Origin of the sequence: Micromonospora sp. NPDC005686, from assembly GCF_042871665.1 — a bacterium.
In the GTDB taxonomy this organism is placed as follows: domain Bacteria; phylum Actinomycetota; class Actinomycetes; order Mycobacteriales; family Micromonosporaceae; genus Micromonospora.
On sequence record NZ_JBIAIY010000001.1, the window covers coordinates 538488 to 550844 of the forward strand.

Annotated in this window: 7 protein-coding genes; 3 read left to right on the forward strand and 4 right to left on the reverse strand. The window is 74.4% G+C overall.

All coding sequences use genetic code 11. The features are described from left to right. Positions 1 to 203 precede the first annotated feature (203 nt). Together ACFYON_RS02490 and ACFYON_RS02495 are read right to left on the reverse strand one after the other, a co-directional pair. On the reverse strand, positions 204 to 5111 hold the full coding sequence (locus tag ACFYON_RS02490; protein ID WP_387320485.1) for an SCO7613 C-terminal domain-containing membrane protein: 4908 nt from the start codon (positions 5109 to 5111) through the stop codon (positions 204 to 206). A 163-nt stretch (positions 5112 to 5274) separates the two neighbouring features. After that, positions 5275 to 6702 (reverse strand): UDP-glucose/GDP-mannose dehydrogenase family protein, encoded by a 1428-nt coding sequence (locus tag ACFYON_RS02495; RefSeq protein WP_354865003.1) that lies wholly within the window; start codon positions 6700 to 6702, stop codon positions 5275 to 5277. 248 nt (positions 6703 to 6950) lie between these two features. Here ACFYON_RS02495 and ACFYON_RS02500 point away from each other — a divergent pair, with 248 nt between their 5' ends. Further along, complete coding sequence (locus ACFYON_RS02500; RefSeq protein WP_354865005.1) at positions 6951 to 8114, forward strand: acyl-CoA dehydrogenase family protein; 1164 nt, start codon at positions 6951 to 6953, stop codon at positions 8112 to 8114. Between the two features lie 51 nt (positions 8115 to 8165). On the opposite strand, the gene ACFYON_RS02505 is transcribed toward ACFYON_RS02500, so the two are convergent. Next, the gene (locus ACFYON_RS02505) at positions 8166 to 8822 is read right to left on the reverse strand and encodes a hypothetical protein (protein WP_354865007.1); all 657 of its coding nucleotides are present in this window, start codon (positions 8820 to 8822) and stop codon (positions 8166 to 8168) included. A 23-nt stretch (positions 8823 to 8845) separates the two neighbouring features. On the opposite strand from ACFYON_RS02505, the gene ACFYON_RS02510 reads away from it, so the two are divergent. Together ACFYON_RS02510 and ACFYON_RS02515 are read left to right on the forward strand one after the other, a co-directional pair. Then, on the forward strand, positions 8846 to 9361 hold the full coding sequence (locus tag ACFYON_RS02510) for an acyl-CoA thioesterase (protein ID WP_354865009.1): 516 nt from the start codon (positions 8846 to 8848) through the stop codon (positions 9359 to 9361). A gap of 154 nt (positions 9362 to 9515) precedes the next feature. Further along, entirely contained in the window at positions 9516 to 11504 is a 1989-nt protein-coding gene (locus ACFYON_RS02515; RefSeq protein ID WP_354865011.1) for an acetoacetate--CoA ligase, read from the forward strand. Between the two features lie 16 nt (positions 11505 to 11520). On the opposite strand, the gene ACFYON_RS02520 is transcribed toward ACFYON_RS02515, so the two are convergent. Then, positions 11521 to 12210 carry a TIGR03089 family protein gene (locus tag ACFYON_RS02520; RefSeq protein ID WP_354865013.1) on the reverse strand — a complete coding sequence of 230 codons (690 nt, stop codon included), beginning with the start codon at positions 12208 to 12210 and terminating at the stop codon, positions 11521 to 11523. Between the last annotated feature and the right edge of the window lie 147 nt (positions 12211 to 12357).

A 12357-nucleotide genomic window follows, 5' to 3' on the forward strand; every position in this document is an offset into this window, starting at 1 on the left:
GAAAGCCGCCCCTGGCGTGGCCCGCCGACACGGATTGTGACTGAGCTGCGCGCGATAGGGCGGAGGCGCTGCGGACCGTGGGCGAACCCGAGCCCTCGGGGACATCGCGCCGGCCGGGGTAGGAAGCGAGGCTGGTCGGCGTGACAGCGGGTGCGCGCGGCGAGCCGACGCGACCCGGCCGGGCCAGGGCCGACCCGACCGGGTCACCGCATGCCGCGTAGTGCGGTCTGGAGGCGCTCCTGAGCGCGGCGGCGGCGCTCGTTGCTCGCGCCGAGCACCAGCAGCACGATGCCGACCGGGATCAGCACCAGCCACGGGCCGAGGCTGAACAGCGCGTGTACGGCAGCGATCGCGGTCACCGTCGCACCCACGATCACCGGGGCCTGCTGCCGGCTGGTCGAGCCGAAGATCAGCACCGCGACGGCACCGAGCAGCAGCAGCACCTGACGCAGCATGCTGGAGTCGGTCGCGATCACGATCGCCAGTGTGGGCAGGAACGCGGTGACCAGCGCCGGGCCGTACGCCACCCAGCTCGACAGGTCGGGCCGGTGCCGCAGTTGAAGCACGCCCACCAGCAGGGCGAGCGCGGCGAACGGCAGCGTGTACGCCTCCGGCAGCGCCACGTCGGCCACCCGCATCAGGATCCACCAGGCGCTGATCTCGCAGGCCACTACCGCCCAGAACAGCAGGTTGCGCTCCATCGGCCGCCGCCCCGGACGGCTGGCCGCCACCCCGAGGACCGCGCCCCAGGCGGCTAGCAGCGCGGCGATGTGCCGGGGCGAGTCGTACGCCAGAGCCAGCGCGATGAGCGCCGCCCCGTAGCCGCTCCACTCGACGGTTGCCGCCTCCCGGTACGCCTCGGGACGGCGCAGCCGGGGCAGCGTGGCGGCGAACACCTGCAACGCCGCGCCGACCGCGAGCACCCCGAACGCGGACCAGACCGCCGCCAGCCCGGCCTTCAGACCGATCGTGAGCACGAACAGCTGCGCCATCACCGAGCCGAACAGCCAGCCCAGGATGCGGGCCCGCTGGGTGGTGCCGAACAGCGCGGCGACAGTGCCCACGCCGACCGCCCCGCCGAGCGTGAACACGGTCATGTCACTCGTGCCCAGGCTGCCGGCGAGCCCGGCGCCACCGGCGGCGAGCCCGAGCGCGAAGACCAGCACCCGGGCCACCCGGATCGACCGGCCCGGCTCGGCCAGCGCCGGCGGCGGGGTCAGCGCCAGCCCGAGCATCGAGATGGTGAACACCGCAAGCGCGGCCAGCGCGGTCACCGGCCAGCCACGGCCGAGCGCCACCGGCGTGATCAGCAGCGTGACCGCCGCCCCGGGCAGGATCACCGGCACCGCCCGGGACCGCCGGCCGCCGCTGAACCCGGTGGCGGCGAGCGCCGCGGTCACGGTCAGCAGCAACGCGGTGAGCACATGCGTGGGGTTCACCGCGCTCGGCGGCGGGGTCAGCAACTCCGGCGGCGGTCCCTGCCACACCCGCTTCAGGACCGCGTACGGCGAGAACAACGCCACCACGAGCGAAGGGGCCAGGGTGGCCAGGGCCAGCGCGACGGGCAGCGCCGCGGCGGCGAGCGCCCCGGCGGCCGGGCTGACCCGCCAGCGCAGCTCCGGATCGTCCGGGGCACGCCGTAGCGCCCCGTTGAGCAGCACGGTCCAGCGGCGTATCGGCCGGCCCGAACCGGCGGGCGGCACGGTGGCGGCCCGTACCAGTTCGGCGAGCACACCGAGCAGCGCGGCGGCGGCGGCGAACACGCCGGCCGGCAGCCCGACCGCGAGCGCGGCGGCGGCGGTGACGGTGGCCGCGCCGGCCACGGCGACGCTGGCGTACGGGAGGTACTGCGGCACCTGTCGCCGTACCGCCGCGATCGCGGCCAGACCGATGCTGGCGGCGGCGAGCGCGGCGGTGAGCACCACCTGCGGTGGGCGGCCGTACTCGACCGCCAGCGCGGCCACCGCGCCGGGCGCCGCGAGCAGTGCGGCTCCGGCGCCCGCGCCACCTACCTGCACCAGGTGCGGCGGCATGCCCTCGGTGCGTACGTCGTCGACGAGCGACGGCGCGAGCGTCCGCGCGACGGCGGCCACCGTCGCGCCGATCAGGGCGATGCTGCCCAGCGCCAGCGCGGTGGTCCACGGCCGTACCAGCCCGGCCCCGGCAGCGTGCAGCGCCACCACCCCGGCCACTGTGGCCCGGGACAGCGCGGCCCGGGGATCGACGGAGGCCGCGGCCGCCATGCCGTAGACGGTGGCCACCATGCAGCCGACCAGCACCGGGGACCACCAGGGCAGGTCGAACGCGGCCGGGGCGCCCACCGTGGCGAGCACGGCGGCGAGGCCGGAGACGTCGTACTTCCAGGGTGGCGGCAGCAGGATGGCCGCGGTGACCGCCAGCAGCCCCAGCGCGACCGGGGCCTGCCAGGTCGAACCGCCGGTCGGCGCGGCCGGCCAGCCGGTCAGGTCACCGGCCCAGATCGGGCCGGGGGTGGCGAGCACGCCGAGCCCGCCGCGCAGCGCGCTCCAGGCGGCGATCAGGCCGATCAGCGTGCCGCCGGCGGCGATGCCGAGGATCGGGCCGCGCCGCCACTCCTCGGGCAGCGCACGCGCGGCCACCGCCACCAGCAGCACCAGCGCGGAGGCCACCACGAGCTGGCCCCCGGGGGCGAGCACCGCGGCGATCCGGGCCAGCGTGGCGACGAGCGCCACGGTGGTGGCGGCCAGCGCCAGGTCGGACCCGTCGAGAGACATGTCGGCGCGACGGCCGGCGTCGATGCGCGGGGAGAGCGCCAGCAACGCGGCGGCGACCAGGAGCAGCCCGCCCACCCAGGCGTCGGCCGAGGTCGTGCCCGGCGCGCCGAACGCGGCGGCGGCGACTGCCACCGCGCCGAGCACCGTACCGAGCGCGTGCGGCATGCTCAGGTGCCGCTGCGCCACCTGCACCAGGGCGGCATAGCCGAGCGTGACGCAGACGGCGAGGAAGCTCGCCGCGAGGATCGGCACGGTGATCTCGCGCAGGTTCGCCGGCGTGGCGACCGGCGGCGTCGGCACCGTGGCGGCGACGAACGCGGCGACGGCGCCGGGCAGGGCGAACGCCGCGCCGCCCGCGGCCCAGGCGCAGACGGTCTCGGTCGCCGCGGCGGCGAGCCGGACCCGGGGGGCGAGGGACACCAGCGCCCCGGCGAGGAACAGCACCGTCAGCGCGGCGGCGGTGAGCCCCGGGCGGGCGAGCGCCGCACCCGCGCCGACCAGGCCGAGGCCGGCCGCTGTCACCGCGTGCGCCACCGCGGCCCGTTCGGTGCGGGCGGTCAGGCCGAGCACGCCGATCGCGACCGCGGTCAGCAGCATCGGCCAGCAGGCCGCCGCCCAGCCCAGACCGAGCGAGGCGGGTACGGCGAGCGCGGTGAGCGCCGCCCCGACCACCGCGAACTCGCGCCGGATCTCGGCCGGCAGGGCGATCACGGCGGCGATGGTGAGCAGCAACGCGCTGGCCGCCAGCTGCCAGCCGGTCGGGCCGACCGCCCGGGCCAGTTCGGCGTGCCATCCGCTCAGGTCCGCCGACCAGGCGGGCAACGCGGCCCGGACCGGGGCCAGCCCGGCGCGCAGCGCGCCGCCGGCGACCACCAGGCCGCTGACCGTGAGCGCCACCGCCGACGCGATCTGTGGACCGCGCCGGGCCGACTCGGGTACGGCCCGGACGGCGAGCCCGGTCAGCGCGATGACGGCGGAGATGAGGAGCAGGGACCGGCCGGGCAGGGCCACCGAGGCGACCCGCCCGAGCGCGCCGATGACCGCCAGCGTGAGGATGGCGGCACCGACGTCCGGCAGCGGCGGCCGGCGCAGCACGAGCGTCCCGGCCAGCGCGACCAGAGCGGCGAGCAGCAGCGCGGTGCCCGCTGCGGCGGCCGGCGGCACGGTGGTGGCGCGCAGCAGGCCGGTGACCGCGTACGCCAGCGCCAACGCGACCGCCACGCCGTGCAGCAGCCAGGTCAGCTCGGGCAGCCAGGGCACCGGCCGGGCGGTGGCGGCCGGACCCGGCGTCGTCGTCTCACCGCCCAGCACCTCGGCGGACTCCTCCGGGGCCGACTCGGGTCGGTCGTCGTCGGCGCGCTGCCGGGACGGGCCGGGCGGCGCCGGCTCGGTGGCGGGCAGGTCACGCCGGACGGGCCGCTCGCGTACCACCGCCGAACGCGCCAGCGTCAGGTCGAGCACCGCCACCACGGTCAGCACCAGTGCCCAGCCGACCGGCCCGGTGATCCGCTCGTACGCCAGCAGGGGCAGCACCGGCTGGGCGGCCAGCACTGTCGCGAAGCGTGGTGCGCGCAGACCGGTCCCGTACGCGTATCCGAGCGCGACGAGGGTGGTGACCAGGAAGATCGTCCCGGCGAAGGCGGCGCCCGACCCGTCGCCGCCGATCCGGTCGACGGCCCAGAGCGCGTACCCGGCCAGCGGCACCAGCAGCAACCCGACAGCGGCGATGGTCTCGGCGGTGGAGGTGAGCCCGCGCCGGGCGAGCACCGGCGGGGCGAGCAGCATCAGTGCCGTCGCCACCAGCAGCACGCCGAGCCGGGCCAGCGCGTCCATCGAGCTGGTGGCGACCGCGGCGAAGACCACCGCGGCGACGCCGAGCAGGAGCGCGCCCAGCCCGAGCGGGATGTTCTGCACCTCCCGCGAGGACGCCTCGGGCGGGTGCTCCGGATCGTCCGCGTCGAGCCAGCGCGGGCGACCGCGCGGCGGCGACGGGGGCAGGTCCTCCGGGCCGGGCGGCGGGGTGCCCTGGCGGGGCACCCGGGGCGGCGCGCCGGTGGCAGCGGTGGGCGGGCGGCGGCCGGCCCGTCGGCGCAGCACCCGGCGCGGCCGGGTGGCCTGCCGGATCCGTTCCTCACCGGCGTGCGCGAGGATGTCCCGCTGGAAGAGGGCGGCCTGCATCTTGGCGGCGATCTGCCGTTGTTCCCGGGCGATCTCGGCGTCGCGGGCCTTCATCTCGGCGATCGAGCGTTCGATGTCGGCCAGGTGCTCGGCCCACTGCGGCTGGTGCGCGCCGCAGTGCGGGCAGACGACGGCGGGCTTGATGTCCTGCCCGCACGAAGCGCACCTGAAGCTCTCCACGACAGTCTCCCGTCCGCCCGTGCCTTCGCACTGTGGACCTCCCAGAGGCAGCATGCCTTGAGTGGGCCGGGATTTCGACAGTTGCCGCCGCGTTCCGGACAACAAAAAGGACCGGCCCGGTCGGGGAGGTGTCCCCGGCGGGCCGGTCGAGCCGGTCAGCGGGTCAGGGCCGGCCCATGCCGCGGTACTCCCAGCCGGCCTGTGTCCACAGTGTGGAGTCGAGGCAGTTGCGCCCGTCGACCACCTTGCGGCCGTTCGCCAGCTCGCCCAGGGCCACCGGGTCGGCGTTGCGGAACTCGGCCCACTCGGTGAGCACGCAGACCAGGTCGGCGCCGCGGACCGCGTCGTTCATGCTCTCCTCGTACGCCAGCTCGGGCACCGCCCGACGCGCGTTCTCGATCCCCTGCGGGTCGAACACGTGCACGTCGGCGCCGGCCTTGCCGAGCAGTGAGGCGACCGCGAGCGCCGGCGCGTCGCGTACGTCGTCGGTGTTGGGTTTGAACGTGGCGCCGAGCACCGCGACCCGGGTGCCGGACAGGTCCGGGCCGGCCGGGCCGGACCGGCGGCCGAGCAGTTCGGCGGCGAGCTGCACCACGCGGCTGCGGCGGCGCTGGTTGATCAGGTCGACCTCGTGCAGGAAGCGCAGCGCCTCACCGGCGCCCAGCTCCTGCGCACGGGCCTGAAAGGCGCGGATGTCCTTGGGCAGGCAGGCGCCGCCGAAGCCGAGCCCGGCCTGGAGGAAGCGGTTGCCGATGCGCGGGTCGTAGCCGATCGAGCGGGCGAGCTGGGTGACGTCGCCGCCGGCCGCCTCGCAGACCTCGGCCATCGCGTTGATGAAGGAGATCTTGGTGGCGAGGAACGCGTTGGCGGCGACCTTGACCAGCTCGGCGGTGGCGAAGTCGGTGACCACCAGCGGCACCTCGCGGTCCTCGGTGGCGGCGAGGTCGAAGACGCCCTTGTGGGCGGCGAAGAGCATGCCGTTGGCCCACTCGCTCTTGACGCCGACCACGATCCGGTTCGGACGCAGCACGTCGTCGACGGCGAAGCCCTCCTGGAGGAACTCGGGGCTCCATGCCACCTCGACACCGAGGTCGGCCGGCGTGTGCTTGCCGACGAGCTGCTCCACCCACTCGGCGGTGCCCACCGGCACGGTGGACTTGCCGACGATCAGTGCCTTACGGGTCAGGTGCTGGGCGAGGCTGGTGACGGACGCCTCGACGTACGACAGGTCGGCGCCCATGCCGTCGGCCCGCTGCGGGGTGCCGACGCAGATGAAGTGGACGTCGCCGAAGTCGGCGGTCTCCTGGATGTCGGTGCTGAACCGCAGCCGGCCGGCGGCCAGGTTGCGGCGCAGCAGCTCGTCGAGGCCGGGCTCGTGGATCGGCACCTCGCCGGCGTTCAGCTTGGCGATCTTGTCCGCGTCCACGTCGAACCCGAGCACCTCGTAGCCCAGCTCGGCGTAGCAGATGGCGTAGGTCGCACCGAGGTAGCCGGTGCCGAGGAAGGTCACCCGCGGGCGGGCGGCGCCGGACGGCGGGGTCACCGCGGCGATGGCGGGCATCGGCTGGGTGTTCGGGTACGGAATCGTCACGCCTGTCTTCTCCGCTCGCACTGGGCGGCGCTTCCACGCGTCGCATTCTGCTGGGGCGCCGAGGCCGGGCACCGAGGGAACTGGATGTCTGCTGTGAGGGTAATCGGGTCGGGCGGGCGAGGCTCGGGCGCGAGCCTACCCGCCGGTAAGGTTCGGCCGGGACCGGTGGCTATCCTTCAGTTTGCGGCAGTCGTCGGCCCCCGGGCGGCACAGACTGCGCATGATAGCGGTGGAAGGGGAGGGCCGACATGGCCGCAGAGCAGTCGTTCGACGTCTACCGGTTGCCGGAGGAGCACGAGGCGATCCGGGAGGCGGTACGTGAGGTCTGTGCGGCCAAGGTGGCTCCGCACGCCGCTGAGGCGGACGAGGCGGGTGAGTTCCCCAAGGCGTCCTACGAGGCCCTGCGCGCGGCCGACTTCCACGCCCCGCACATCCCGGTCGAGTACGGCGGTGCCGGCGCGGACGCGCTGGCCACGGCCATCGTGATCGAGGAGGTGGCCCGGGCCTGCGCGTCGTCCTCGCTGATCCCGGCGGTGAACAAGCTGGGCACCATGCCGCTGCTGTTGGCCGGTTCCGAGGAGCTGAAGCGCAGGTACCTGACCCCGGTCGCGGCCGGGGACGGCATGTTCTCCTACTGCCTCTCCGAGCCGGAGGCGGGCAGCGACGCCGCCGCGATGACCACCAAGGCGGTACGTGACGGAGACCACTGGGTGCTCAACGGCGTGAAGCGGTGGATCACCAACGCGGGCGTGTCGGAGTACTACACCGTGTTCGCCGTGACCGACCCCACAGCCCGGTCGAGGGGCATCTCCGCGTTCGTGGTGGAGAAGTCCGACCCGGGCGTCAGCTTCGGCGCCCCGGAGAAGAAGCTCGGCATCAAGGGCTCGCCCACCCGCGAGGTCTACTTCGACAACGTGCGTATCCCGGCCGACCGCATGATCGGCGCCGAGGGCACCGGCTTCGCCACCGCCATGAAGACGCTGGACCACACCCGGGTCACCATCGCCGCCCAGGCGGTTGGCATCGCGCAGGGCGCGCTGGACTACGCCAAGGGCTACGTCCAGGAGCGCAAGCAGTTCGGCAAGCCGGTCGCCGAATTCCAGGGCATCCAGTTCATGCTCGCCGACATGGGCATGAAGCTGGAGGCGGCGCGGCAGCTCACGTACGCCGCCGCCGGCAAGTCCGAGCGCGGCGACGCGGACCTGACCTACTTCGGCGCAGCCGCGAAGTGCTTCGCCTCGGACGCGGCCATGGAGATCACCACGGACGCGGTCCAGTTGCTCGGCGGCTACGGCTACACCCGCGACTACCCGGTCGAGCGGATGATGCGCGACGCCAAGATCACCCAGATCTACGAGGGCACGAACCAGGTCCAGCGGATCGTGATGGCCCGTCAGCTTCTGAAGGGCTGACCGCAGGGCGTTCGGGCGGGCGGGCAGGTGACACCTGCCCGCCCGCGCTCGTCAACGGGTCTCGGTGCCCTCCGACCGGCCGCTGCCGCGTGGGGGCGCTGACCACGGCGACTCGCCGCCGGTACGGCGGGGCAGGGGCTCGGTGGGGGTCTCCGGGTAGGCCAGCGTGAGCGGGGCCGTGTCCGGGTCCTTCGGCGCGTCGGCCGGGGGCCAGTCGGTGAGCGTCGGCTTGTGCTCCACCGGCGCGGCGGCCGGGGTCAGCTCCGCCCCGGCCGGCGGGGGTGTGGCGGGACGCCGCCACCGGCTCGTGCTGAACACGGCCATCAGCAGCAGCACACCGATGAGGAACAGGGTGCCGTTGTCCAGCGGGTCGCGCAGCGGCAGCGGGTCACCGAGCAGCTTCAGGTCGTCCGGCACCCGGTCCCGCACGCTGAACGGCGCGACGAACAGCCCGACGTAGGGGGCGGCGAGCAGCAGGCCGGCCACCAGCGGGCCGAACGGCGAGAAACGCAACGTGCCGAGCAGACCGAGCAGGATGCCGGCGACGCCCAGATAGACGGCCGGCTCGATCAGGTTCGGTGTGCTGTACGTCCCGATCTCCACCCAGCGGTCGACGGTCCGCTCAGATCCGTCCTGACCGAGCGTGACGAGCACCCAGGTGACGGGCGCCACCGCCAACCCGGCGAGGAAGCTCCAGAGATGTCGCATCCGCGCACCGTACCGTTTTCGGCATGACAGATCATCCCGCGGTCCCGTCGGGTAAGCCCACGTCGTACTCCCGCGTCACGCTCAGTCGCATCATGACCGCGGTCGATGTCAATCTGTACGGGACCGTGCACGGTGGGGTACTGATGAAATTCGTGGACGACGTCGCCGGCGCGGCGGCGGCGCGGCACAGCGGCGGCACCGCGGTGACCGCGTCCATCGACGAGATCGTCTTCTCCGAGCCGGTCCGGGTGGGCGATCTCGTGCACGCCCACGCTCAGGTCAACTGGACCGGCCAGACCTCGATGGAGGTCGGGGTGAGGGTGGTCGCCGAGCGCTGGGACTCTGCCGAGGAGGAGCCGGTGCGGGTCGCCACCGCGTACCTGGTCTTCGTGGGCGTCGACGTGGGCGGTGCGCCACGGCCGGTCCGCCCGGTGCTGCCCGAGACGCCGGAGGACGAGCGCCGGTTCCGGGAGGCCGAGATCCGGCGCGCGCACCGGCTCGCCCGGCGCCGCGCGATCCAGGCCCACCGCGCCGGTTGAGCCGGTGCCCGCCCACACCGGCCGGGGGTGCGGGGTGTGGGCGGGACACGCCCCGTACGGCGCACCCGGCACGGACAATGGCGGCACGAGGTAGGGCAAGATGGCGCCACGGCCCCGGCACACCGTCGTGGCGGGCCCAGGGGAGGGTGGAACAGTGGCTGACGTGCTGTGGAAGCCGCCGGCGGACGTGCGGGAGCGGTCCCGGATCGGTGACTACCTGCGCTGGCTGGCCGAGCACCGCGGGCTGGAGTTCGCCGACTACGACGGGCTGTGGCAGTGGTCGGTGACCGACCTGGACGCCTTCTGGCGCTCGATCTGGGACTTCTTCGACGTGGTCGCGCACACCCCGCCGACCGCCACGCTCACCGGCCGGGCCATGCCGGGCACCCGCTGGTTCCCCGGCGCGACCCTCAACTACGCGGAGAACGTGCTGCGCATGCCGGGGCTGCGCGACGACGACCCGGCGGTGATCGCGCACGGGCAGACCCGCGCGCCGGAGACGCTCACCGCCGCCGAGCTGCGCGAGCGGGTCCGCCGGGTGGCGGCCGGGCTGCGCCGCCTCGGCGTGGGGCCGGGCGACCGGGTGGCCGCGTACGCGCCGAACATCCCCGAGACGTACGTCCTGCTGCTCGCCACCGCCGGCCTCGGCGCGATCTTCTCCTCCTGCGCGCCCGAGTTCGGCACCCGCAGCGTCACCGACCGCTGGCAGCAGATCGAGCCCACGGTGCTGGTCGCCGTCGACGGCTACCGGTACGGCGACAAGCCTGTCGACAGGCGCGCCGAGGTGGCCGCGATCCGGGCCGCGCTGCCGTCGCTGCGGCACACCGTCGCCATCGCGTACCTCGATCCGGACGGCCCGGCCCCCGACGGCGCGCTGCCGTGGGCGGAGCTCGCGGCGCCCACCGACGAGCCGCTGACGTTCACCCCGGTGCCCTTCGACCACCCGCTCTACGTGCTCTACTCCTCCGGCACCACCGGCCTGCCCAAGCCGATCGTGCACGGCCACGGCGGCATCCTGCTGGAACACCTCAAGATGCTGGCGCTGCACCACGACCTGGGTCCTTCCGACCGGTTCCTGTGGTTCACCACGACCGGCTGGATGATGTGGAACTTCCTGGTCTCCGGCCCGGCGGTGGGCGCGGCGATCGTGTTGTTCGACGGCAACCCGGGCCACCCCGACCTGGGCGCGCTGTGGCGGCTGGCCGCCGACACCGGCACCACGTACTTCGGCACGTCCGCGCCGTTCCTGCTGGCCTGCCGCAAGGCCGGCCTGGTGCCGCGCGGGGTCGCGGACATGTCCGCGGTGCGCGGCCTCGGCTCGACCGGCGCGCCGCTGCCGGCCGAGGGCTTCACCTGGGTGTACGAGAACGTCAGCGACCGCCTGCAGCTCCAGTCGCTGTCCGGCGGCACGGACGTGTGCACCGGATTCGTCGGCGGTGTGCCGCTGCTGCCGGTGTACGCCGGTGAGATCGCCTGCCGGGCGCTGGGCGCGAAGGTGGAGGCCCGCTCGGCCGACGGCGGCGCTGTGATCGGGCAGCTCGGCGAGCTGGTGATCACCGAGCCGATGCCGAGCATGCCGGTCGGGTTCTGGAACGACCCGGACGGCGCCCGCTACCGGGAGGCGTACTTCGAGGTCTATCCCGGCGTGTGGCGCCACGGCGACTGGATCACCGTGAACGAGCGCGGCGGGTGCGTGATCACCGGGCGGTCCGACGCCACGCTCAACCGGGGCGGCGTACGGCTGGGCACCGCGGAGTTCTACTCGGTGGTCGAAGGGCTGGACGAGGTCGTCGACTCGGTGGTCGTGCACCTGGAGGACGACGAGGGCGGCGTGGGTGAGCTGCTGCTGTTCGTGGTGCTCGCCGAGGGCCTGGAACTCGACGACGACATGCGGCGCACGATCTGCCGGGAGCTGCGTACGGCGCTGTCGCCCCGGCACGTGCCGGACGAGATCCACCAGGTCCGGGCCGTGCCCCGCACGTTGAGCGCGAAGAAGCTGGAGGTGCCGGTCAAGAAGATCCTGACGGGCACCCCTGTGGACAGCGCGGCGGCCAAGGGCGCCCTGGCCAACCCCGAGTCCCTCACGGCCTTCGCCGCCCTCGCCCAGCGCCGTTCCGCCACCGGCCACCCCACCCCCGCCTGACCCGGGAGGGGAAGAGTCAGGTCAGGGTTTGCGTAGTCTTCTCGGTTTCGGCGCGGGAGGGCAGGCGGGACGGGTCGGGGTGGGCGCAGGCCACCACGCTGGCGCCCGCGCTCAGCGGGGTGAGCAACCAGTCGACCGGGTCGGGGTGGGCTGTCACGTCGACCAGGAGGCGGTCGCCGGGGGCCAGGCCCAGCTCGGTGGCGCGAGCCTGCGCGCGGGCCAGCAGCGCCGCGTCCCCGTCCCCGGCACCGGGGTACGGCGTGAAGTGGTCGCCGTGTCCGCGTACCGCCGTGACGAAGTCCGTGCAGCCCGCCGGCGCCTGCCGCATCGGCAGCGCGAACGGGTCGAGCGCCAGGGCGTACCGCTCGCCGGCCGGCCAACCGGCCGCCTCGTCCACCCGGTCGACGGCCACGAAGAGCGCCTCCACCGGCCCCGGCGTGTCGACCACGGTCAGCTTCGCCGACCAGCAGCCGAGCAGCACGGCGGCGGTCTGCCAGTGCGGCGGCAGCAGCACCCCGGCCGCGTCGCCGGGCGCGGCGCCCACCTCGTCGGTGAGCAGGTTGGCGGTCTTCGCCACCCAGTTCGCGAGCGTCGCCCCGGAGAGTTCGGTGCGCTCGCCGGTGGCGTCGTCGTACCAGGTCAGGAGCGGTCGGGTGGGGTCGGGCGCGATCGCGTCGGCGAACACCCGGGCAATGTTGTCGGCCATCGGCGCGAACGATACGCGCCCCGCGTGCGTACTCGATGACAGCGACAAGTCGGCGTACCGTCGGGTCGCGGTCAGCGCTTGGCGCACGGCCCGGCGTAGGCTTGCCGAGAGTGTTCTTTCCCACAACCGCGCCACCTGAGGAGTCGC

Bases quoted from the DNA above. Each gene is read 5' to 3' on its own strand.
- ACFYON_RS02500 (WP_354865005.1), top strand. From the start codon at position 6,951: ATGGCCGCAGAGCAGTCGTTCGACGTCTACCGGTTGCCGGAGGAGCAC.
- ACFYON_RS02510 (WP_354865009.1), top strand. From the start codon at position 8,846: ATGACAGATCATCCCGCGGTCCCGTCGGGTAAGCCCACGTCGTACTCC.
- ACFYON_RS02520 (WP_354865013.1), bottom strand. From the start codon at position 12,210: ATGGCCGACAACATTGCCCGGGTGTTCGCCGACGCGATCGCGCCCGAC.
- ACFYON_RS02505 (WP_354865007.1), bottom strand. From the start codon at position 8,822: ATGCGACATCTCTGGAGCTTCCTCGCCGGGTTGGCGGTGGCGCCCGTC.